The 24,160-nt window shown below is 39.7% G+C and carries 21 protein-coding genes; 18 read left to right on the top strand and 3 right to left on the bottom strand.

Going from position 1 to position 24,160, the window contains the following annotated elements; all coding sequences use genetic code 11:
* Nucleotides 1–11: 11 nt before the first annotated feature.
* On the top strand, nucleotides 12–1,193 hold the full coding sequence (locus QE450_RS12055; protein ID WP_307299504.1) for a M20 metallopeptidase family protein: 1,182 nt from the start codon (nucleotides 12–14) through the stop codon (nucleotides 1,191–1,193).
* Between the two features lie 180 nt (nucleotides 1,194–1,373).
* Here the strand turns inward: QE450_RS12055 and QE450_RS12050 are convergent, their stop codons facing one another.
* The gene (locus QE450_RS12050) at nucleotides 1,374–4,001 is read right to left on the bottom strand and encodes a X2-like carbohydrate binding domain-containing protein (RefSeq protein ID WP_307299503.1); all 2,628 of its coding nucleotides are present in this window, start codon (nucleotides 3,999–4,001) and stop codon (nucleotides 1,374–1,376) included.
* 56 nt (nucleotides 4,002–4,057) lie between these two features.
* Nucleotides 4,058–5,125 (bottom strand): SurA N-terminal domain-containing protein, encoded by a 1,068-nt coding sequence (locus QE450_RS12045; protein ID WP_307299502.1) that lies wholly within the window; start codon nucleotides 5,123–5,125, stop codon nucleotides 4,058–4,060.
* A 211-nt stretch (nucleotides 5,126–5,336) separates the two neighbouring features.
* Between QE450_RS12045 and QE450_RS12040 the strand changes: the two genes are divergently transcribed.
* The 6 genes from QE450_RS12040 to QE450_RS12015 all read left to right on the top strand — a co-directional run bounded on the left by QE450_RS12040 (nucleotide 5,337) and on the right by QE450_RS12015 (nucleotide 9,970).
* Complete coding sequence (locus tag QE450_RS12040; protein WP_307299501.1) at nucleotides 5,337–6,167, top strand: helix-turn-helix transcriptional regulator; 831 nt, start codon at nucleotides 5,337–5,339, stop codon at nucleotides 6,165–6,167.
* A 169-nt stretch (nucleotides 6,168–6,336) separates the two neighbouring features.
* The gene (locus tag QE450_RS12035; protein ID WP_273613019.1) at nucleotides 6,337–6,777 is read left to right on the top strand and encodes a YlbF/YmcA family competence regulator; all 441 of its coding nucleotides are present in this window, start codon (nucleotides 6,337–6,339) and stop codon (nucleotides 6,775–6,777) included.
* A 64-nt stretch (nucleotides 6,778–6,841) separates the two neighbouring features.
* Nucleotides 6,842–7,090 carry a YlbG family protein gene (locus tag QE450_RS12030; protein WP_069329121.1) on the top strand — a complete coding sequence of 83 codons (249 nt, stop codon included), beginning with the start codon at nucleotides 6,842–6,844 and terminating at the stop codon, nucleotides 7,088–7,090.
* Between the two features lie 392 nt (nucleotides 7,091–7,482).
* On the top strand, nucleotides 7,483–7,920 hold the full coding sequence (locus QE450_RS12025; RefSeq protein WP_273613018.1) for a hypothetical protein: 438 nt from the start codon (nucleotides 7,483–7,485) through the stop codon (nucleotides 7,918–7,920).
* Nucleotides 7,921–8,127: 207 nt separating this feature from the next.
* Nucleotides 8,128–9,030: a selenium metabolism-associated LysR family transcriptional regulator gene (locus QE450_RS12020; RefSeq protein ID WP_273613017.1), complete on the top strand. Its 903-nt coding sequence runs from the start codon at nucleotides 8,128–8,130 to the stop codon at nucleotides 9,028–9,030.
* A gap of 52 nt (nucleotides 9,031–9,082) precedes the next feature.
* Nucleotides 9,083–9,970 carry a PHP domain-containing protein gene (locus QE450_RS12015; protein ID WP_301263183.1) on the top strand — a complete coding sequence of 296 codons (888 nt, stop codon included), beginning with the start codon at nucleotides 9,083–9,085 and terminating at the stop codon, nucleotides 9,968–9,970.
* A gap of 178 nt (nucleotides 9,971–10,148) precedes the next feature.
* Here the strand turns inward: QE450_RS12015 and QE450_RS12010 are convergent, their stop codons facing one another.
* Complete coding sequence (locus tag QE450_RS12010; protein ID WP_307299500.1) at nucleotides 10,149–11,909, bottom strand: Rqc2 family fibronectin-binding protein; 1,761 nt, start codon at nucleotides 11,907–11,909, stop codon at nucleotides 10,149–10,151.
* A 124-nt stretch (nucleotides 11,910–12,033) separates the two neighbouring features.
* Here QE450_RS12010 and dapF point away from each other — a divergent pair, with 124 nt between their 5' ends.
* The 11 genes from dapF to rsmB all read left to right on the top strand — a co-directional run bounded on the left by dapF (nucleotide 12,034) and on the right by rsmB (nucleotide 23,922).
* Nucleotides 12,034–12,870, top strand: coding sequence for a diaminopimelate epimerase (gene dapF, locus QE450_RS12005; protein ID WP_301263185.1), 837 nt, complete (start codon nucleotides 12,034–12,036; stop codon nucleotides 12,868–12,870).
* 117 nt (nucleotides 12,871–12,987) lie between these two features.
* Nucleotides 12,988–14,880 (top strand): bifunctional homocysteine S-methyltransferase/methylenetetrahydrofolate reductase, encoded by a 1,893-nt coding sequence (locus QE450_RS12000; RefSeq protein ID WP_273613013.1) that lies wholly within the window; start codon nucleotides 12,988–12,990, stop codon nucleotides 14,878–14,880.
* 32 nt (nucleotides 14,881–14,912) lie between these two features.
* Complete coding sequence (locus tag QE450_RS11995; RefSeq protein WP_273616331.1) at nucleotides 14,913–15,809, top strand: YicC/YloC family endoribonuclease; 897 nt, start codon at nucleotides 14,913–14,915, stop codon at nucleotides 15,807–15,809.
* 63 nt (nucleotides 15,810–15,872) lie between these two features.
* Nucleotides 15,873–16,133: an extracellular matrix/biofilm regulator RemA gene (remA, locus tag QE450_RS11990; protein WP_020615370.1), complete on the top strand. Its 261-nt coding sequence runs from the start codon at nucleotides 15,873–15,875 to the stop codon at nucleotides 16,131–16,133.
* 67 nt (nucleotides 16,134–16,200) lie between these two features.
* Entirely contained in the window at nucleotides 16,201–16,773 is a 573-nt protein-coding gene (gmk, locus tag QE450_RS11985) for a guanylate kinase (protein WP_273613012.1), read from the top strand.
* A gap of 47 nt (nucleotides 16,774–16,820) precedes the next feature.
* A complete protein-coding gene (gene rpoZ / locus QE450_RS11980) occupies nucleotides 16,821–17,042 on the top strand; it encodes a DNA-directed RNA polymerase subunit omega (RefSeq protein WP_204823367.1) in 222 nt (73 codons plus the stop codon).
* Between the two features lie 199 nt (nucleotides 17,043–17,241).
* A complete protein-coding gene (gene coaBC, locus QE450_RS11975; RefSeq protein ID WP_307299499.1) occupies nucleotides 17,242–18,471 on the top strand; it encodes a bifunctional phosphopantothenoylcysteine decarboxylase/phosphopantothenate--cysteine ligase CoaBC in 1,230 nt (409 codons plus the stop codon).
* On the top strand, nucleotides 18,468–20,993 hold the full coding sequence (gene priA / locus QE450_RS11970) for a primosomal protein N' (protein ID WP_307299497.1): 2,526 nt from the start codon (nucleotides 18,468–18,470) through the stop codon (nucleotides 20,991–20,993). Before coaBC ends, priA begins: the two co-directional genes overlap by 4 nt.
* A 49-nt stretch (nucleotides 20,994–21,042) precedes the next feature.
* Entirely contained in the window at nucleotides 21,043–21,522 is a 480-nt protein-coding gene (gene def, locus QE450_RS11965) for a peptide deformylase (RefSeq protein ID WP_274172322.1), read from the top strand.
* 7 nt (nucleotides 21,523–21,529) lie between these two features.
* Nucleotides 21,530–22,480: a methionyl-tRNA formyltransferase gene (fmt, locus tag QE450_RS11960; protein WP_307299496.1), complete on the top strand. Its 951-nt coding sequence runs from the start codon at nucleotides 21,530–21,532 to the stop codon at nucleotides 22,478–22,480.
* Nucleotides 22,477–23,922 carry a 16S rRNA (cytosine(967)-C(5))-methyltransferase RsmB gene (gene rsmB / locus QE450_RS11955; RefSeq protein ID WP_307299495.1) on the top strand — a complete coding sequence of 482 codons (1,446 nt, stop codon included), beginning with the start codon at nucleotides 22,477–22,479 and terminating at the stop codon, nucleotides 23,920–23,922. The genes fmt and rsmB overlap by 4 nt, the downstream gene beginning before the upstream one ends.
* Nucleotides 23,923–24,160: the final 238 nt, after the last annotated feature.

Here is a 24,160-nt window from a genome sequence, read left to right as displayed (position 1 = left end):
ATGAAGAGCAGATGGGGAATTACAATTGGGAAGCTTTATTTCCAGATATGGTAGAATGGCGCAGGCATCTTCATCGTCATCCTGAATTATCTTATCAAGAACATCATACAATGAAATTTATTGCTGATCTATTAATATCTTTTGGAATTGAGACAACGTCCGGTGTCGGCGATACAGGAGTCATTGGTGTTATCAAAGGAGATTTACCCGGCAAAACAGTTGCGTTACGTGCTGATATTGATGCTTTACCTATTCAAGATGAAAAAGAATGTGAATATGCTTCACAGGTAGATGGTGTTATGCATGCTTGTGGACATGATGGTCATACCGCAGGTTTATTAGCAGTCGCTCGTTATTTTAGTGAACACCGAGCAACGTTAAAAGGTGAAATTCGTCTTATTTTTCAACCGGGTGAAGAAGTATGTCCAGGTGGCGCTCTGAAAATGATTGCCGCAGGTGCTCTTGAAGGTGTAGATGTTATCTATGGTGTGCATTTATGGTCGCCTTTGCCTGTCGGAATATTAGCTAGTGCCGCAGGTCCGATTATGGCTTCTGTTGATGACTTTGTGATTGATATTACAGGAAAAGGGGGTCATGGTGGGATTCCTCATGTGACTGTCGATAGTGTACTTACTGGAGCGCAATTGGTGGTGCAATTACAATCTATCGTGAGTCGTAATGTAAATCCTTTGCAACCTGCTGTGTTGACGATCGGAACTATCAATAGTGGAACAGCCAAAAATGTAATTGCTGAAACTTGCCGAATAACGGGAACAGTACGTACATTTGATGAAGAAACTAGAGCAGTTATCCGTAAACGGTTTGACGAAGTGACCCGTCATGTATGTGCGATGAATGGGGCAGAAGTAGAGATTGATTATATGATGGGTTATCCACCACTGGTGAATCATGCAAGCGAAACAGAACGCTTTTTCGAAGTGGCTACTGAAGTCTTTGGAGCAGATCATGTTGAAGTGACTCCACCGATGATGCCAGCAGAAGATTTTGCTTATTATGTACAAGAAGTGCCAGGATGTTTTATTTTTGTTGGAGTTGGCAATGAAGATAAAGGCATTACGTATCCGCATCATCATCCAAGATTCGATATGGATGAAGCAGGAATGTTAAATGCCGCCAAAATATTAACAGCACTCGCTGAAAATTATTTGCAACAATCTGCGGTAGAAACGTAATCTATTTTGCAACACTGAGTTGTAGTGTTATTTATAATGATGTGAAAAGTATTCAATAAACTATACTTTGTAAAAAAATTAGGCAACCAAAAAGATTCAGAACGGGTGAACAATACACCCCATTCTGAATCTTTTTTACTACCAGCTGTTCCTATTTATCCATCATGTCATCATGATCACTCAAGTATCTGTAGAATTGATAATATTCAGATCGATTTTGAGTTGTGCTCCTGAAGCGAATTCAAGCTGTAAGCCTGACTTGCCAACTGCTCGTGATGTTAAAAAACTTCGTGTTAGCGTATACGTATCTCCATTAACTGTATAATCTTTGCCTTCGGTCAGACTACTCAACACATTTCCTTCTGTTCCGATATAACGAATCGTGGATAACGTATCTCCATTCAGATAGACATCCCATGTTACTTGATTCGCAGGATCATTTTGTTTGGACGGATTCAGATCATATGTTGCTGAAGTGATCGAGGTTGTCGGTTGTTGCGGATTTTCAGTACTGTTGTTATTGTATACCTGAATTTCAGTGAGTGTAGGCGTTCCAGTTGCACCAGGTTTGACGCTATCAATTAGCAAGCGAAGCTGACTACTTGTAATATCACCAAAATCTTTTAACGAGACATTGGTTCCCAAACCGTTGGTCTGCTTTTGAAAAGTAGTCCATGTATCTGTAGCTTCATCATATTGTTGCAATTCATATTCAAGAATACGTGGATCGGTTCCGCTATCGACATATTCGTCTAAATAGACTTCATCAAAAGCAATAGGTTTACCAAAATTGATAGTAATCTCGATTGGATAGGTGACTTCATCCGGGCTTGCCCAGCGTGTCGTTGTTTTGCCATCTACCAGATTAGTAGCTTCTAAGCCTTTATTTGGATGAGTATAATTAGCTGTAATCTGCTGATGAAGCGCTAGATTTTCACGTGGTGCAGGTTGCTCATTTTCGATAGGATTGGTATCCACAGGTGATTCAACTTTGGTTCCTATTGGACTTTCTTGAATTCCGATATCAATATTGTCGCCATAGTATAGATGATTGTTAAAGAAATCGGCTTGTCCTGCATGTACATTATAGCGACCAGTATCAATTAATGGTGAAGTTGGTTTGACTTTGAAATTAGCGGCTGAATCAACAATGTTAGCAACGCCATTACCACGTTTGTAATCCGCAGGATCAGCTACAAATTGCGGATCTGCTAGTACAGCATGCGCATCGGCTGGTTGTTGTGCAGACTGTACGCCACCAGCTTCATAGTACGCATTGTTCGAGAAGACAGCTTTGTTCAATGCTCCTTCTTTGCGGTACCATTTAGTAGGCGTAGTTGTTGATGTGTTATAAAATACATTATTTAAGAAATAAACGGTATCTTTAAATACTTCATCGTGGAACCAATCCATTTTGGAAGCATCATAGACAAATACATTATTCAGGAAATACGTAGGTGAATAGTTGGTAGATAGCATATTTTTAACAATAACTCCGTTATCATTTACACTTAAATTGTAGCGTGCAATCGAATTAGAGCTATTCCCCATATAAGCCATCCAACCTGCTGCATTATCATGAGAATAATTATATTGATAGGTCACATTAAAATTGGTGAATTCCAAATCCCACGGGGTACCATCATATTCTCCATACGGTCCGCCGTAGACTTCGTTATATTGCATAACCGTATCTGCCCCTGCCCATAAGTACAACCCACAAGAAACGGCATTATAGCGTTGCAAATAGCCATTCACTTCATTGTATTCGACAGTCATATCTTTGGTATTCGCTAGCTGAATCGCGCCTTGACCAATATCTTCCGCATAGTTATGACCGATATACACATCACGACTATACAAATCTCTGTTTTTCACCCATAGCTGTTCCCAACCTTCATGAAATTTACCTGTTTCATCATATTCACCAGAACTAGCATCGCGATCATAAAACCAGTTAAAAGCAAATTCAATCGCATGTAGTTCTGTTTGGTAGAAACGGTTATTTTCGATACGGACATCTTGGAAATAATAAGCACCTTCATCGTAAGATTTATAACTTTTTTCTCCAAATACTTGAAAAACGATGCCACCATAATGAATTTTTTGCCAGTCTGTAGGCCCATCAATATTGTGAATATAATTATCACTGATTCGGAAGTAATCCATAATTTTATCGTTTCCTTCTAGTAAATCAGCATTAATGGAAATAGATATACCATCTCGAACAACTGACTTGGTTTTGGCAGAGACATTAATATCGGTATTGAAATCATCATCATTGGATAATTCAAGATTATGAATTTCCCAGTATTGCTGATTGCGTAGAACGACAGCACCGGTCAAGCCGACTTTATTTTTATCTTTGACAAAATCTCCATTTATATATTGAAGAGGGTTATCTACTTTGCCGTTGGTAGCAATATAAGGTTTGCCCAGTGCTTCATCACCATAACGATCGATCACAATCGGTTTACCGGCTGTTCCTGATCCTTTGGGCCAGAGTTGCTGATTCTGCCAGCTCTCACCAGATTTAAGCAAAATGCGATCTCCTGGCTGAAATGTAGTATTGTTTGCTTTTTGTAACGTTTGCCATGCAGTATCGATAGATTTACCGTCATTTGTATCTTTTCCGTTGGTTGCATCAAGATAATAATCGGTTCCGCCGTATGGATTAGGAGCATTGCCGCTAAGTGCATTTTTAGGTGAGTCTACAGAAGTATTAGCATTCGCAGAATAAGTAGGGAATAGAGTAAATAATAACGTAAACAATACCAAGCCAATACAAGCTTTTTTAATGTTAGGCATTATAGACCTCCAATTGAATTTACTTTTCCAAACTACAGAATAAGCAATATAGAATGCTACAGTATCATGAATGAAGAAGTGGCTAATACAGTACTAATTTTGGGTTGATCTACTGTAACCGGAAGGGATTGTTGAACGTGTTTTAAATACGTATTCAGTCGATCTTCTAGCAATGTTTGTGTAATCTGCGCTTGGTACTGTTTGAAAGCTTCTTCTTTATTGATAGCGGTGTGTTCCAATTGATACAAATCAAAACCTTGCTTTGTCTCGATAAATATTGGTTTTGAAGCATCATCAGTATTTCTAAGCTTCATAATCAGTTCATTTTGATACGAATTTTGCGAGGTATTGCTATCAGGTGTAACAGTCTCTGCTATTTTTTGAGGTAGTTTGTATTTGTTTTGAATCATAGCAAGACTCATATTTTGTTGTAGGTCTTGTGTGATTTGTTGCAAAGTAGTTGCTTTCTGTTGCTGAGTAGAAGGGATATGAAGCTTAGTTATTTCGTACGTAGTCGCATTAACCGTCCAATCTGCTTGATGAGCATTAAAGTAGGCGTAAGCGTCTTTGTTATCAATATAAAGAGGGTCATTTGGAGATTGGCTTAATTTCTTTTTCAGTTCTGTTCGAAGAGAGGTTAGCAAGTGAGAATAATACGATTGTGGTGTGAAAGAAGTTAATCCATATACAATTTCACCACGCGATATCGCCTCGGTACGACTTTTGTTTTCGGTATTCATTGCTTGAATAATATCTGCATAATCGATATGTTCGATCAAATGCTGCTGTTTGCCAACAATTAATAATGTTTTGTCTTTTACAATTTGAGCTAACGCTTGTTGCTGTAACTGATCCATAGGTGTTGTTCCGTCAACTTTTTTGTACCAATCTTCTTTACTAAGTGGACGTTGGTATTTGGTTTGAAATTCATTTTGTATTTTAGGACGTAATTGTTGCATATAAAAGGTTAATTCTTGTTGACTGATAGCATGTTCATCGACTGTGGCAACTTTATCATTGGAGTTGAACATATACAGCATAACAGTTAGAAGTGTACCCCCTACGATAAATAAACCTGTGATTAATAACAAAAACGATTTGGTGTTTACTGCTTTTTTGCTCATCATTTATCCCTCCTTTAGTGTTACAAAATGAATGTATGAATAAGTTTATTATACGTTTGCCATTTAGATTAGAATTTATCTTTATTGCTATGTATTTTAGATTTATTGCTTTAAAATAAATAATATGACTAAATAGTGTGAACATTGGGTTCATAGGATGTAAAGAATTGTTTATAAAGGTGGATGATTTTAGAATGAAGAGGTGATAATGATGAATAGTGGAGGACATTCGTCTACGATCGATGTTCATTCGTATGTCAATGCGGAGTTAATTTATATTAACAAATCGGATACGGATGGAGAAAATTGGGTCACGATGAAGCATTCACACCATTTTGTTGAATTTTTTTATGTGACGAGTGGAAGAGGAGAATTTCTAGTAGAGGATAAGAGATTTGCAATCAAAAAAAATGATGTAATCGTTATTAATCCCAATGTTGAACATACGGAAATTTCAGATACACACCAGTTGCTTGAATATATTGTTATTGGAATTCATGGCATTTCATTAGTAAATGAAGAAAATCCTTTTTCTTATCTTAAAATAGATGATGTGAACAACAGTATTTTATTTTATGTGCATCAACTTTTTGAAGAATACAATGCCAGACAGTATGCTTATGAAGAAATAGGCAGACATCTGATCCGTATTTTGCTTTATCTTATTTTACGTAAAAAGTCTGTATCATTGCATGTAGAACCTTCCCAAAAAGTAAATCGTGAGATCGCTCTTGTACGCAATTTTATCGATATTCATTTCAAAAAAGATATTACGCTAGATGTATTAGCCAGTGAAGCACATATTAATAAATACTATCTATCTCATGCTTTTAAAAAAACATACGATATATCGCCACTTAAATATTTGTCTACGGTTAGAATCAATACAGCTAAATTTTTGTTAGAATCTACGAATTATTCGATTTTGGATATCTCCGAAATTGTAGGATTTAAATCGCAATCGTATTTTTCCCAACTATTTAAAAAAGAAATAGGTCTATCTCCGATGGATTATCGCAAAGAATGTTCACCTTTGTTGTAAGGTATTTAGAAGAAAATCGTTGTTTTATCGCTAAATATAGTGAACTTTATGTATTAAAGATACCATTTTTGGAAAAGCACTTCTAATCTGTTCTCGGCTTATGCTATGATAATAAAGACAACTAAGTTAGAGGGTTGTCCACTTTATATACAGAAACGAGATGAATTTCATGAGCGTAACCGAGATTAGGACGGTCGATATGGCCGAAGTCTTGACAAGCGCCTATGAATTAGGCGATATGATCAACAATTCTATCGAAGTCGCGAATTACCTATATTGGGAAGAGCGTATGCTGGCTCACCCGGAAGTTATAAGCTTGATGCACAAGCTCAACAGCAAAAAAGAATTATTTGAAGAAACACAACGGTTTGGACATTTTCATCCCAACTTCCATGAAGCCAAAGAACAGGTAGAAGCTGTTCAACGAGAAATGGAACAGATAGAAGCGGTATGGCGCTTTAAAGATGCTGAGGAAAAATTGGATCAAATGTTATACGAAATGTCAGAGTTGATAGCACATTCGGTCTCTGAAAGTATTAAAGTTCCAAGCAATAACCCTTTACCGAAAGGAGGCGGATGTGGTAGTGGAGGATCATGTGGATGCAGTTGAGAACGAACAACAAGAAAATGTAACACAGCAACCAGAAGAACAAGAATTAGCACTGCCTTCACGTATGGGCTACATTATCTGGGTTAATGATGTTAAAGCAGCACGCAATCTTGAAAAATATGGCTGTGTTCATTATATTTCACGTCGCATGCATTATGTAGTTATGTATTTGTACACTGAAAAAGCAGAAGAAACACTCAAAAATATCCGTCGTCTTTCTTACGTGCGCAAAGTTGAACGATCTTATCGAAATGAGATCAAAACGGAATATACCAAAGCGGTACCTGATCAGACTCAATTTTACGGTATTTAATCAAGTATTTTGAAATGAGCAGTTCTGACTACCATTTATCAGCGACCTTTAATGGTCGCTTTTTTATATTTTATTGTAGGAAACGGTTTCATTTAACAGCGTTTAAAGGTATGTACTAAGTATTATTTATGATAATTTTGAAGATTTATCATTTATGGGTTAAAGAAACGTTACTCCCTGTCGATATAATATTTAGTGGGACTACAGAACTGTAAGGTTGCAAAGACAAATATTGAATTTAAATCAATTTACTTTAAAAATTAAATAAATTTAGTGAAATGAGTTAAAAAATGGTAGCTTTTTCGTCTTGTGTAGGGCGAACGATGTATATATCTTAATAGGTATAAATACTTAGACGGAAAGACCCATACAGAATGGGGAGTGAATAGTTAATGAGAGATAAAGTAATGGAACGTTGGAGCACGTATGAACCTTTTCATGTAGAACTTGGCGAGAAAAAAGTTGCAGATATCGTAATTACGAATCATGCTATTAGTCGTTATAACGACCGTATCGCTAAGGCTCAGACTAAACCTGAAGAAATTGCTTCATTTATGTGGGAAACGCTTAAACAAAATCGTATTGTATCGTATTATCGCAAAGAAGAAGATGTATATTTAATTGATGAAGACCTTGTTGTTGTTGCTGAATTTGCTGATCTACCAGGTGAATACGATCTTACAGGTAACCCACTGCACAAAATGATTATCGTTACATTTTTGGGTAAAATGTCGGAAACGATTGAGCTTCGCGATCTTAAATCTTACTATTCATGGTTAAGACACTCTCGTCGGATGACTTTGATCAAAAACAGTCGTAAACGCAAATAAGCTTTGTATATCGACAGCAGATGTGCCTAATAGAAAAGAAGACATAGCGTTGTATTAGGAGTTTGCGTAAACATGCAATGTTCATAAAACGACTCACATATCTAATCATAATACTTTTGAAAAGAAGCGGCTGTTAAAGCGAGCTTCTTTTTTGTATGCTGATTTGAAAATGGTACAATATATACATAGCAAGGAGGGGGAACGGTAGTGGCATTTAATTTTCATCAATTACACATTTTTTATACAGTTGCCGAGCGTGGCAGTTTCTCAGCGGCGGCGCAAGCTCTTCATATGACGCAACCGGCAGTCACGATGCAAGTGCAGTCTTTAGAAGATCATTTTGGCACCAAATTGTTCAATCGGACGACCAAGCGCATTGAGTTATCTGAAGCAGGTCATGCGTTAATGCCGTTCGCTTCGCAAGGGATTCATTTGATGCGGGAAACCGATGCAGTCATGTCCAGATTTACCGATAGTCTAGCAGGGCGATTAGTGTTAGGTGCAAGTAATACGATTGGTGAGTACGTATTACCTCGTCTGCTCGGTCCACTGGGTCAGCAATATCCACATATGAAAGTCATGCTCAAAGTGATGAATACCACTCAAATTTTAGATGAAATTAGTCGTAATCAGCTAGATTTTGGATTGATCGAAGCGCCTGTTGAACATCCCGATATGACGATTAAGCCTGTGATGCAAGATGAACTCAAACTCATTGTACCCGGCAACCATCCTCTGGCTGATCAAGAGATTGTGCAATTAACAGATGTGTTGAAGTATCCATTTGTGTTACGTGAAAAAGGCTCTGGAACTCGCCAGGTGATGGAAGAAGAACTAATTAGACATCAAGTCGACCTTTCTCAAATTCAGACAGTGATGGAATTAGGGAGTACAGGAGCTGTAAAATCTGCTGTAGAAGCTGGACTCGGCATTACGATTTTATCACCATCATCGGTTAAGCATGAAGTTACTTTAGGATTATTGAAAGTATTAACTATTGAAAATGTTTCGTTTCAACGGCAATTTTATTCGATTCATCTTAAATCTACATTATTGACTATTCCGGCAGTCACTTTTTTACAATTTGTACAAGAGTATGAGTGGGTGTGAATATAGAAGTGTAATAGATAGGTAGAAGCAATAACATAGGAGTGATTAGATAATGGATAATTCTCAAGAAGAACGTTATGCAGATTTGCATACTCATAGTCAGGCATCAGATGGTATGAATACACCAACGCAAAATATAAAGTTAGCAGTAGAAGCAGGTCTGGGCGCGATTGCTGTAACCGATCATGATACGGTGGCTGGTGTAGCCGAAGCGATAGAAGCAGGCAAGCAGTATGATATTGAAGTGATTGCTGGTGTAGAAATTAGCACTAGAGAAGATAATAAAGATATTCATATTCTTGGTTATTACCTTAATACAGAAGATCCTCAATTGCTAGAACGTCTGCAAGGACTACGTGAAGTTCGAGACAATCGTAACGTACAAATTTTGCAAAAGTTACGTGATCTGGGCGTAGAGATTACGATGGATGAAGTCATCCAGCAATTAGGCAGAGAATTAATGCCTGATGAAAGTATCGGTCGTCCGCATATGGCGGATGTATTGGTAGCGAAAGGATATGCTGTCGATCTAAAAGATGCTTTTAACAAGTATCTAGCAGAAGGAGCGGCTGCATATGTCTCTCCACCACGTATTACAGCTTCTGATGCAGCGGTATGGATTCGTGAAGCCAATGGAGTTCCTGTAATGGCACATCCAGGTATTTATGGTGATGATGCATTAGTAGAGCGTATTCTGGATAACAGTTCTATAGCAGGCTTAGAAGTGTATCATTCCGATCATTCTCCTGAAGATGAGCAACGATATCTGGAAATAGCCCAACGCCGGGATCTAATAGTTACCGGTGGCTCTGATTATCATGGAGAGCGTCAAGGAAAAGTATTTCATGGCCCATTAGGTGGCAAAAATGTACCGATGTCTACCTTAACTCAACTGCGCCAATTACAGACAGCTATCGAGACAGGGATTACAGCAGAATAATCATCATACAGTAATCACAGTGGAATGATAGCAAAAACATTAGATATAGTTATAAGAAAAACGGCTGGATGATCACCTGTAATAGGTGTAGTCCAGCCGTTCTTTGTTTGATTTCAACATAAGAGCCTATTTAAAGCATACTTTATTGAAGCATACCTATTCTATAGTCAGACGAGCATTACGATTTGATCGTGCTTTCCAAGCTTTTGACTACCTCTTCTTCAGGAGTGATAAACAGCGTAGTCTGTTGTTCGTAAATCACAAATCCCGGCTTGGCTCCACTTGGCTTACGTACATGACGAATAAGAGTGTAATCTACAGGCACACTACTAGACTCTTTAGCCTGACTAAAATAAGCGGCAAGCTGAGCGGCTTCTGCTAATGTAGCTTCGCCAAATTGTTGACTACGGATAACTACATGAGAACCCGGAATATCTTTGGTGTGTAACCATGTATCATTCGAATGAGCTAATTTATTCGTAATGTAATCATTTTGCAAATTATTTTTCCCTACATACATTTCGATACCTTCACTGGAAGTGTAGACATGAAGAGTAGGGCGATTGTCTTTGCGTTTCTTTTTGGCACGTTTATTACGATTACGTACATACCCTTGTTCAGCTAATTCTTCACGAATCTCATCAATATCTTGTAGTGAAGCACTACCTAGCTGTTGGAGTAACGAATCTAAATATTGAATTTCAGCATGTGTTTTGATTAATTGTTGATCAATTACAGCGAGACTATTTTTATATTTGTTATAACGTTTGAAATAGCGCTGTGCATTATCAGACGGTGTTAATTGTGGATCAAGAGTAATCGTTATTGGACGCTGTTCTTCATCATAGAAGTTAATCAATTCGATCTGCTTGTCACCACGTTTTAGTTCATGGAGAGAAGCAAATAATAGTTCTCCTTGAATACGGAACTTTTCAGCGCCTTCAGCTTCTTTAATATCTTTTTGCAAGTTATCCAATTTTTTAATATTTTTGCTACGTTCATTTTGGAGAAAACGCAACAGATCGCTTGTTTTTTGCTTAACCGTATCGCGTTCGGCTTTGTCACCATAATAAGCTTCGATACATTGACTGATCGAATCATAGTGCTTTTCTTCTTCTTGAATCAATGTTAAAGGAACTGCTGAAAATACAATTTTGCCTTGTGCATTGAGACCGCTCACCGGAGCAAATTCCCCTTTGGATACTTGCTCCATTAAGCTGGAAAATGCTTGCCAGATATACGGTACATCTGGATAAGTGTTTTCATTTTCTCCATTAGCGCTAATATCAGCTTGTTGAGCACGATATACAATTTCTTCGGCAATCAATGGGCTTAGACCGCTAAATGTATTCAATAGAAAACGAGCAGGAGGATCGATATTTTCACGATGCTTCTCCATGAATTGTTGTTCACTGGTTTCTAAAGGATTTAATTTGTGCTGATCTGGTGGTTCTACATAGCTAAAGCCGGGCATAATCACACGATAGCTACTGATTGCTGGTGTAATATGATGAATTCCGTCCAGTATCGTATTGGTTGCAGGATCGATCACAATCATATTACTATGACGACCCATAATTTCAATAATCAATCGTTTGAAAGAAACATCGCCTAATTCATCCCGCTGACGTACATTGAAATGAATTACACGTTCCATACCTACCTGTTCAATCGATTCAATAATAGCACCTTCACAATGCTTGCGAAGCAACATACAGAACATAGGTGCTTCTTGTGGATTCATAAAGGATTGCTCGGTAAATTGAACACGTGGATAGGTAGGATTAACGCTTAGAATTAATTTGCGATTCCCGCGCTGTGCACGAATCTGAAAAACAATATCATTACCTGTCGGTTGGTGAATTTTATTAATACGTGCGCCTTGCAGAGATTGAAGCTCATGAACAATCGCACGGGTAACAATGCCATCTAATGCCATATCGAGTATTCTCCTATTCTTACTATCATAATCATCTTCTATCATGCCACAAAGCCATAGCAATTTATAGTGCCATCATGTATGCTTACCCAATAGAACGTGTTTTTCGGAGGAGAGAATCAATATGGAATTTACAAAAATGAATGGTCTGGGCAATGATTTTATCATCGTCTATGGAGAGCCATCCTTACCAGCAAATGTAGCAGAATTAGCGATTAAGCATTGCAATCGTTACTTTGGTATTGGTGCAGATGGATTGGTTTATATTTTGCCGTCTGCAAATGCAGATTTTATGATGAGAATTATTAATTCAGATGGATCAGAAGCAGAACAATGTGGGAATGCGATTCGTTGTGTTGCCAAATATGTGTATGATCGTGGGTTAACGCCTCATACTGAAATCACGATAGAAACGATGGGTGCAGGAGTTCAATCGGTTACTGTGCAAGCTGAAGACGGGATAGCTCATACAGTTCGTGTCGATATGGGAGAGCCTATTTTGGATAGTACGTTAATTCCTGTAGCAATCGAAGGCAATCCAGTAATCAATCAAGAGATAGAAGTGGAAGGTCAGATTTTCCATTTTACAGCGGTATCTATGGGTAATCCTCACTGCGTTATTTATGTAGAAGATGCTGTGAATATCGATCTGAATAAATGGGGACCACTACTTGAAAATCATCCATTATTCCCGCGTAAAGTCAATGTAGAATTTACAACGGTGCAAAGTCGTGATCGAATGGACATGCGTGTATGGGAACGAGGAGCAGGGCCGACACTTGCTTGTGGAACAGGAGCTTGTGCGACATTGGTCTCTTCTGTACTGAATGGATATTCTGATCGTACTGGTTATGTCTCGCTTAAAGGTGGAGACTTATATATTGAATGGGATGAGTCCAGTAACAAAGTATATATGACCGGCCCTGCGGCTACTGTATACACTGGAGAAACAACCGAATAATATGCTTGTTACGCGTCTGGTTATATAATTTAACTATACCACCGTTCAGACGTCTTATAGATCGTTTTTATATGATACATTAGAACGTAAATGACATACAGTGGGGTGGACTATACAATGAAGCCAGATTTGCGTTCCAAATGGACAGATCATGTAATTATAGGCGATGGAGCAATGGGAACCTATTTGTACCAATTAGGATTTCCTGTAGGTATTTCTTATGAAGAATTGAATTTGATTCGTCCACATATTATAGAAGATGTACATCGTCAATATGTAACTGCTGGTGCTCAAATGATCGAAACGAATACATTTTCTGCTAATTATGACCGATTATCTAAATATGGGCTTGAACATAAAGTAGATGAAATTAATCGCGCAGGTGTACGGATCGCCCGGGCAGCAGCTGGTGATCAAGCTTATGTTGTCGGTTCAGTAGGTGCGATTCGCAATGGTAAACGAACCAATATTCCGCGGTCTGAATTACGTCAGCATTTTAGACAACAAGTATCGTCTTTGTTAGAAGAAGGCGTAGACGGAATTTTGTTGGAAACGTTTTTTGAAGTAGAAGAGCTGGCGATTGCTTTACGGCAAGTACGCAAACTGACTGATATTCCGGTGATGTGTCAATTAACGGTAGAAGATGCGATTCGGACGCTGGATGGGTTTGCTTTGCCAGATGCGTTTGCTTTACTGACTGATGCGGGTGCAGATATGGTAGGGCTGAACTGTCGTGTAGGCCCTAACGGAACACTTCATGCACTGGAAGCAGTTCAAGGTAAAGTATCTTTGCCATTATCAGTGTACCCTGATGCAGGAGTAGCAGATTATGTAGATGGTGAATATCGCTATGGAGCAAGTCCGGCTTATTTTGGCCAGCGTAGTATTCGATTTGCCGAATTAGGAGCACGAGTGATTGGCGGATGCTGTGGAACAACACCTGAACATATCGCCGCTATTGCCAGAGCGCTAGAAGGATATGTACCGGAGAAGTTAGACTTTTCCAATGTCCAGACACCGACTCCTCAAATTAGTGTAACGATAGAGAACGCGATTATGGATGAAAGTGATCGTAATGGAGAAGATGTACCACCGACACTGGTAGATCTGGTGCGTGAACGTCCAACAGTGATTGTAGAACTTGATCCACCTCGTGATCTTGATATTACACGCTTTCTCAAGGGAGCAGCCGCACTTAAAGAAGCTGGAGTAGATGCGCTAACTCTAGCAGATAATTCGCTTGCGGTGACTCGTATGAGTAACATGGCGCTCGGACATATTGTGCAACGTGAAGCAGGGATTCGTCCGTTGATTCATATCGCTTGTCGTGATCGTAATATGATTGGTAGTCAATCTCATATGATGGGATTCGATGCTCTCGGTATTGATCATGTACTGGCTGTGACCGGCGATCCGTCTAAATTTGGTGATTTGCCTGGAGCAAGTTCTGTCTACGATATGACTTCATTTGATATGATCAAAATGATTAAGCAATTGAATGAAGGTATCGCATTCTCAGGCAAACCGCTCAAACAACGTGCCAAATTTGTAGTAGGCGCCGCTTTTAACCCGAATGTCAAACATCTGGATAAAGCAGTTGTTCGTCTGGAAAAGAAAATTGCGGCTGGTGCTGATTATATTATGACTCAGCCTGTCTATAATGTGCAGTTGATCGCTGATATTCGTGAAGCAACCAAACATTTAGATATTCCTATTTTTATAGGTATTATGCCTCTCGCTAGTGGACGTAATGCAGAATATCTTCATAATGAAGTACCTGGTATTCAATTATCCGATGAAGTACGCGGACGGATGGCAGGGCTGGAAGGCGAAGAAGGCAGAGCCACAGGCGTAATCATCGCCAAAGAATTGCTGGATGTCGCTATGGAACATTTTAACGGAATTTATATTATGACTCCGTTTATGTTTTATGATATGAGTGTACAGCTAACTGAATATATATGGGCAAAAGCAAAGCGCCGTCCAAACCCCTTGTTTCACAATAGATAATCAATTACAATAGGATAACGGATGTGATGCCGATGTCATTCAGTATGACCGGATACGGTCAGTCCGCCGTGCAATTTGGCGGCTACAAAGTCCAGATTGAAGTCAAATCCGTCAACCATCGTTATTGCGAAATTATGATGCGTTTACCACGTGAATGGGGTCAAATGGAGGACAGTCTCAAAAGGCTGATTCAAGATGCGATCAAGCGTGGACGGATAGATGTATTTATGAACAAAGAGCAAGATACAGGGCAAGTTCCGTCTTTGAAGCTCAACCATGCTAACGTTCAGTCTTACTTACAAGCCGGTCAAGAGCTTACAGAGCGTTATGGTGTGAATGGAAATTTGGATATCAATCAATTGCTTGCATTACCAGGAGTCATGACTACCGAGCAACCTTCGGAATTGGCAGATGAAGAAGAACAAGCACAGTGGCAACAGATTCTTGGACAAGGACTACAAGAAGCACTTCAAAATTTACTGCAAATGCGTGCACGAGAAGGGATTCATTTAGCTAACGATTTGCGGGAGCGGCTGAATCTGCTAGAGCAGTATTATCGCAGTATGTGTGAATTGGCGCCTACTGTAGTAGAAGAACATCGCATACGTCTAAAACAGCGATTATCTGAACTTCAGGATGGAAGTTATCATTGGGACGATTCCAGAATTAGCATGGAGATAGCTGTATTTGCAGATCGTTCTAATATTGACGAAGAATTGACGCGTTTGAATAGTCATTTTCAGCAGTGCAAATTATTGCTAGAAAGTAATGATGCAATCGGGCGTAGGCTTGATTTTTTGATTCAAGAAATGAATAGAGAAGTGAATACGATTGGTTCCAAAGCGAATCATCTGGCTCTCGTGAATCATGTCGTCGAGATGAAAGCGGAACTGGAAAAGATCCGTGAACAAGCCGCAAATTTGGAATGAATGCAAGTCAGCGACCTCATTTCGGCGTAAATGAGTCAAATGTATAGGGGGAAAAACCTGAAGATGGCCATCAAACTTATCAATATTGGCTTCGGAAATATTGTATCCGCGAATCGGATTATTTCTATAGTAAGCCCTGAGTCTGCACCAATCAAAAGAATTATTCAGGAAGCACGCGATCGTCATATGCTCATTGATGCCACATATGGTCGTCGTACCCGTGCTGTTATCATTACAGATAGCGATCATGTGATTCTTTCCGCAGTGCAACCGGAAACTGTAGCACATCGCTTATCGACTAAAGATGATGATCACGACGAATAAACAAAAAGAGGCTGTTGATCAATCCACTATGTACCGGACGACGCAACAGCCTAAAATGGAGTGTACCATGTCTAAAGGATTATTATTTGTGTTATCCGGCCCTTCCGGTGTCGGTAAAGGAACGGTATGCAGTGCTCTTCGGACGCGTATGCCTGAATTGATCTATTCTGTATCTGCAACCACACGTCAGCCTCGTGCAGGTGAAGTGGATGGAGTGAACTACTTTTTCAAAAGCCATGAGCAATTTCAAGAAATGATCTTAAACGATCGTTTGTTAGAACATGCAGAATATGTAGGCAACTTTTATGGAACACCACGTGATTTTGTAGAAGATACGCTGAATGCGGGTAACGATATTTTCCTTGAAATCGAAGTGCAAGGTGCTTTGAAAGTCATGGAGAAGTTTCCAGAAGGCGTATTTATATTTTTGACTCCACCTTCGTTTGAAGAATTGGAACAACGTCTGCATGGACGTGGAACCGAAACCGTAGATACGATTATGAATCGGATGACGGTAGCTGCTGACGAGTTGGAATTAATGAAGCATTATGATTACTCTGTAGTCAATGATGAAATTGATCTAGCGTGTATGCGAATCCAGAGTATTATTGTCGCAGAACATTGTAAGATTACAAAATAAGTCCTGTGAAATAAATTTCGCAGAACACGAAGAGGTGTGTGTATCTAATGTTATATCCTTCTATTGATGAAATGATGACTAAAGTCGACAGTAAGTACTCGCTTGTTGTTGCAGCTTCCCGTCGTGCTAGACAACTACGTGAAGGTAGTGTTAGTGAATTGAAAGATGCTCATGCGAGCAAATATGTAGGGATTGCATTAGAAGAAATCTATAACGATATTCTTCGTATCGAACGCAGAACTGAAACAGAGTATGACGACGAAAAATAAGTAACAGGCTACGGTAAAGGGGCCCGCTATAGAAGCTTAATTAAATACGGACCCCTGCGCCACTTGCTAACAACCGAAAGGTTGTTATTTTTTTTGAAAATATACTAAAACGATGGAATAGATTCCCCTTTTACGATAAAAAGCGGTATAATAAAGGGATGAATAATTGCAAAAATTAAACGAAAGCGGGGAAATAGAGATGCTGCAAGGTAAAAAGATTGTGCTGGGGATTACTGGCGGAATCGCTGCTTACAAAGCGGCAGCGTTGTGTAGCGGATTGGTAAAACAAGGGGCAGATGTGCATGTCATTATGACACGTTCTGCTTCCAAATTTATTACCGAACTTACATTACAGACGCTCTCTCGTAACCCGGTTCATATAGATACATTTGACGAACGTGATCCAGAAGTAGTCACCCATATTAACCTGGCTGATCTAGCTGATCTGGTATTAATTGCTCCAGCCACTGCCAATACAATTGCTAAAATGGCACATGGATTAGCAGATGATATGCTGTCTTCCACATTGCTTGCCACAACAGCTCCAATCATGGTCGCACCGGCAATGAATGTGCATATGTATCAGCATCCAGCAGTTGTACAAAATATGAATACACTGGTTAGTCGTGGTGTGTTGATGATTGAGCCAGGAAGTGGCATGTTGGCTTGTGGTTATGTCGGCAAAGGGCGTTTGGAAGAACCGGAGACGATTATTAAAGTAGTACAAGATTTTTTTCAAGCTCAAGCACACCGCAATCAGTTACGTCAGGTGTTAGCAGGTAAAAAAGTGACCGTTACCGCAGGTGCAACAGTAGAACGGATCGATCCTGTTCGTTTTATTACCAATGATTCCTCTGGCAAAATGGGAATTGCGATTGCCAAAGCTGCTCGTGATATGGGGGCATCGGTACGATTGATTGCAGGAACAGTACAAGTACCTTTACCTGAAGGCATAGAAACGGTGCGTGTTCAATCTGCTCAAGACATGTATGAAGCGGTATTAGGCGAATGGAATCATACTGATATTATGATTCAAACAGCAGCGGTAGCTGATTATCGCCCGCGAACTGTGTACGAGACCAAAATGAAGAAAAAAGACGAAGGACTTACACTAGAATTAGAAAAAACAGTCGATATTCTGGAAAGTCTAGGTCAACGTAAACAGGGGCAATTTTTGATTGGCTTTGCCGCAGAAACGAATGATGTCGCTGAACATGCTATGGGCAAATTAAAACGTAAAAACTGTGATCTATTAGTCGCTAATGATGTCACCGCAGTTGGAGCTGGATTTGGCACAGATACGAATCTTGTTCAGATTTATGATGCACAGGGATTAGTAGTGGATCTGCCGTTAATGAGTAAAGATGAAGTTGCCATCCAATTGCTAAGTATTGTAGCCAAACGGTTGAATGGAGTGTCTACCTTATGACTCTTATTGCTCAGGTGATTGTTGATGTACCTAGCCGGGGCACAGATCGTCCATTTGATTATATCGTGCCAGAATCGATGCGAGGATGGTTAGAAGTAGGAAGTCGTGTAGGTGTTCCTTTTGGCCCGCGTACATTGCAAGGATTCGTGATTGGATTAAGTGGAACATCTGAGACACCAGCAAATAAGCTCAAATCATTACAAGAATTACTGGATCTTGTACCTCCATTGTCCGAAGAATTGGTTGAATTGTCTGAATGGATGAGTGCCAAATATGCGTGTCACCGAATTACTGCACTTCAATCCATGTTACCTGCGGCTTTGAAAGGAAAAGCAGAACGGTATATTCGAGTCGCTGAACGTGAATCTTGGGTGGGAGAAGATTCTCTTTTTGATGCTACAGAGTCATTATTAACCGACGAAGAAGAACAGATTGTCTCTCATATTCAAAAGCAACAAGAAGTGCGGATGGAATTGTTAAGTCGTCGGTTTGGCGAACAAGCGCATATTATTAAATCGTTGTTGCAACGTGGCATTTTATTAGAAAGCCGTAGTATACGCGATAAAGTGCAAAAGAAAACTGTGAGAACTGTTTCTTTGCATTTGCCAGAAGATGAGATTCGTACCATTATTGAAGAATTTCCAGCCAAAGCCAAGCGTCAGCAAGAAGTACTGACTTATATTGCAGATACCGGTGGCGATGTACCACTCAAAGAGATCATGACAGTACTTGGCGTCACAGCCAGTACAGTGAAAGCTCTGGCAGACAAAGGGTATATCGCTATTATGGATATGGAAGTGTACCGTGATCCTTATCAAGATCGCAACTTTACACCGAGTACACCATTTACGCTCACAGATGAACAACAGCAAGTATATAACTCGATTATCAGCCGTATTAATAAACGTGAACAAGGCGAATATTTAATTCATGGGATTACAGGCAGTGGGAAAACAGAAGTGTATTTGCAATGTATTCAGCGTGTGATCGAACAAGATCGACAAGCGATTATGCTTGTGCCTGAAATTGCACTAACTCCGCAGATGGTTGAGCGGTTTAAAGGTCGTTTTGGTGATCGTGTAGCCGTGATGCATAGCCGATTGTCTAGTGGTGAACGTTATGATGAATGGCGCAAAATTCGTGAAGGTAAATCTCAAGTCGCGATTGGTGCGCGTTCAGCGATCTTTGCTCCTTTTTCCAATCTAGGCTTAATTATTATGGATGAAGAGCATGAGACGTCATATAAGCAAGAAGAAAGTCCCAAGTATCATGCGCGTGATGTAGCGATTCATCGTGCTCACCAGCATAATGCTGTTGTCATTCTAGGTTCAGCTACCCCTTCACTGGAAAGTTATTATGCAGCTCGATCGCAAGCGAATGATGAATTTATGCCAACATTATTGGAAATTCATGGACGGGCACTTGGAAGCGAACTTCCAGCCGTAGAGATTATTGATATGCGTGAAGAGTTAAAAGAAGGCAATCGCTCGATGTTCAGTCGACCTCTTCATCAAGCGATAGAAGATCGGCTGGAGAAAAAGCAACAGATTGTTTTACTGCTTAATCGGCGTGGACATTCTACATTTGTGATGTGTCGTACGTGCGGTTATGTCGCGGAATGTCCGAATTGTGATATCTCGCTCACCTATCATCAGCGTTCTAATAGTCTGCGTTGTCATTATTGTGGTCATGCTGAACCTGCTCCGCAAATATGTCCGGAATGTGGTAGTGAACATATTCGTTATTTTGGCACAGGAACACAGCGTGTCGAAGAAGAATTGGCGAAATTATTTCCCGGTATTCGAGTAGTGCGAATGGATGTTGATACAACCACGCAAAAAGGATCACATGAGAAATTATTAAATCAATTTCGTGATAAAAAAGCAGATTTACTGTTAGGTACGCAAATGGTAGCCAAAGGATTGGATTTTCCAGATGTTACGTTAGTAGGTGTCATTGCAGCCGATTCAGCGCTACATTTACCTGATTTTCGTGCAGCTGAGAAAACGTTCCAACTACTGACTCAAGTAGCAGGACGAGCAGGTCGTCATCATTTACCAGGTGAAGTGATTGTACAGACGTATAATCCAGAGCATTATTCAGTAATTCATGCGAGCCGTCACGATTACGGGTCTTTTGTGCGTGAAGAATTGAAGCATCGTCAGACACTAGGGTATCCACCCTATTGTCGCTTAGCATTGATTACTTTTTCACATGAAAAATTAGCCTTATTAGTACGTATCGCTGAAAATTATACACAGATGATTAAAGATCAAGCTTCTAAATTAGGTTGGTTAGGGAGTCTAGAACGATTTTCAAATGAAGCATTGGATGTATTAGGTCCTGTCGCTTCGCCAATACCACGCTTAAAAAATAGATACCGATTCCAATGTATGATAAAATGGCGTGGAGATATGGACGTTGCCAAGCTTGCTGAGCATGTGGCAGAACAATTGCAAGATAGTGTACGTGATAAAGAGTTATTAATCAGTATTGATGTAGATCCACAAGTATTAATGTAACAAGATCGAATGTACATGTAGAGAGATAATATAAAGGACGGGATAAAGAATGGCTATACGTATTATTGTAACGGAACCGGATGAAGTGCTTCACAAAAAAGCAAAAGAAGTGACCAAAATTACACCGAATGTACAGAAGTTGTTAACCGATATGGCAGACACAATGTATGATGCAGACGGGGTAGGTCTTGCTGCGCCACAAGTTGGTATTTTGAAACGTTTGATCGTAGTAGATGTAGGCGATGATAACGGATTAATCGAACTTATTAATCCTGAAATTATAGAAAGTAACGGCGAGCAGCTAGGTTCAGAAGGCTGTCTTAGTATTCCCGGTCTTAACGGTCAAGTTCGTCGTGCTTTGGAAGTAACGGTCAAAGGATTAGATCGCAATGGTGAAGAAGTGACAATTACAGGTCGTGATCTATTAGCACGTGCTTTTCAGCATGAGATCGATCACTTGAACGGTGTACTATTTACTGATATCGCAGAGCGTGTCTATGACCGTAAGCTAGACGAGGAAGGGGAATAAGTCTATCGTGAACATTGCATTTATGGGAACACCTGATTTTGCTGTGCATAGCTTAAATGTTCTGATTGAAGAAGGCATGAACGTAGTCTGTGTAGTGACTCAACCGGATCGCCCTCAAGGTCGTAAAAAAGTATTAACACCTACTCCTGTCAAAGCAGCAGCGGTAGAACATGGTATTCCAGTACTTCAACCGCAACGGATGAGAAATCCTGAATCTATCGCTCAACTTGCAGCATATAAGCCAGATTTGATCGTTACGGCGGCTTTTGGTCAGATTTTACCGAAAGCTGTATTGGATCTACCACGCTTAGGTTGTGTAAATATTCATGGATCATTATTGCCCAAATATCGCGGTGGTGCACCGATTCAGCGTTGTATTATCAATGGTGAAACGGTAACAGGCATTACGCTTATGTATATGGCAGAGGGTCTAGATACAGGAGATATGATCTCGAAGATCGAAGTGCCGATTACAGATGAAGATACATCTGGTACTTTATTTGCCAAAATGAGTGAAGCAGGAGCAACGATTCTGCGTCGAGAATTGCCACGATTGCTAGAAGGTAAAGTAGAAGCAGAGCCGCAAAATGATGAAGAATCCACCTATGCTCCGAATCTGACTCGTGAAGATGAACAATTGGATTGGTCGAAAACCAGTCGTGAATTATATAATCAAGTTCGTGGTCTTGTACCATTCTCTGGTGGATTTACATTATGGAATGGCGAAGTATTCAAAGTATGGAAAATAAGCAAGCCTACAGCGGATGCTACATTAAAAGGGGCAGCACTAGAAGCTGTACCGGGAACAGTTCTGGAATTATTGCCAGAAGGTATTGTAGTTCGTACAGGCGACAGCACAGTTACATTGACAGAGATTCAACCTGCGGGTAAAAAAGCACTACAAGCGTCTGACTTTGTACGTGGCACGTCAATGACTAAAGGTACGGTGCTCGGGTGAATAATCAAAATAATAGTCATAACAACAAATCCAAACGTCAACCGAATGCAGATAGCCCGTTAGCGAATAACACTAAGACCAAGTCTGATCCGAAAAGTAAATCGGTTCGTCCAACTACTGCTCGTGAAGTTGCGCTCGAAGTATTAACAGCAGTGGAAGAAGAAGGTTCTTATAGTAATCTTGTATTGAATCAAATGCTCAATCGTATTCGTCTAGAACGTGCGGATATTGGACTGGCTACAGAGTTAGTTTATGGTACCATTTCACGTCTGAATACGATTGATTATTTTCTTGGGCAATTTGTGGCGAAAGGCTTAAATAAGCTTCAACCGTGGGTACGTAATTTGTTACGGTTTAGCTTTTATCAAATTTATTATCTTGATCGCATTCCTGCGCATGCGGCTGTCAATGAAGCCGTTAATATCGCGAAGCGTCGTGGACATCAAGGCATATCAGGTATGGTAAATGGCGTATTGCGTAATGTAATTCGTCGCCGGGAAGAATTAGTGATTCCTCAAGATTTGCCACCTGCGAAAAGAATAGCATTGCAACACTCATTCCCTGAATGGATGGTAGCACGCTGGATCAAGCAATATGATGAAGCAACCGCTGAACAAATCTGTATTTCAAATAACGAAGCACCATCGGTAAGTATTCGTGTGAATACGCATCGTACTTCTCGTACAGCGATGTTGGAATTGCTGCAAGGTGAAGGATATGATGTAGAAATTTCTCCATTATCTCCAGATGGTATTCTGGTGCATGGTGGCGGGAATATGGCATTAACATCATGGTATCAAGACGGATTAATTTCAGTACAAGATGAAAGTTCTATGCTCGTTGCTGAAGCAGTGCAAGCGGAATCTGGTATGAATGTATTGGATTGTTGCGCGGCTCCTGGTGGGAAAAGTGTACATCTAGCTGAAAAAATGAATAATAGTGGTCATATTATTGCGAATGATATTCATGAACATAAGCGTCAGTTAGTGGATGATCAAGCAGAACGATTGCAACTATCTATTATTGAGACAACCGTTGGGGATGCGTTAACATTAACAGAACGTTATCCTGCCGAGTCTTTTGACCGAATCTTGTTAGATGCTCCATGTTCAGGTCTAGGGGTTATTCGTCGTAAACCTGATCTTAAATGGAATAAAAGTATGGCGGATATCAAAGAAATCGTACAATTACAACAACAACTGTTGCAGAATATTTCTACATTACTTAAGCCAAATGGCATTATGGTGTACAGTACATGTACGATTGAACGTAGTGAGAATGAATCGATTGTAGAATCTTTTTTACAGCAAAATAAACAGTTTGAATTGGTTCCTTTTGCACCTGTAAATACGAATCATGCTCAAATAGGGATTCAAATTTTACCGCAAGATTTCCATTCAGATGGATTCTATATTGCTGCACTACGTAAAATCAGTATGTAATCTAGTTTATTCTGATCTTCTAAATAGACACGATAAAAGTGGCTTGTTACTTATGGAGAGTATAGTTATCCTGAGTAAAGCCACTTTTGCTGTGTTTAGGAATAAATGCTAATCTATAATCAACCGATATAAAAAATATAGTAACAAATAGTAACGATATCTTAATGAACAGACCCTTTAGGGTTTGATTGTTTTATGCTAGAATAGTAAGGATGAAATTCAATGTTGACCGTCATAT

Source organism: Paenibacillus sp. SORGH_AS_0306 (genome assembly GCF_030819345.1).
Taxonomy (GTDB): Bacteria; Bacillota; Bacilli; order Paenibacillales; family Paenibacillaceae; genus Saccharibacillus; species Saccharibacillus kyungheensis.
This window is presented reverse-complemented; position numbering and strand designations above follow the sequence as displayed.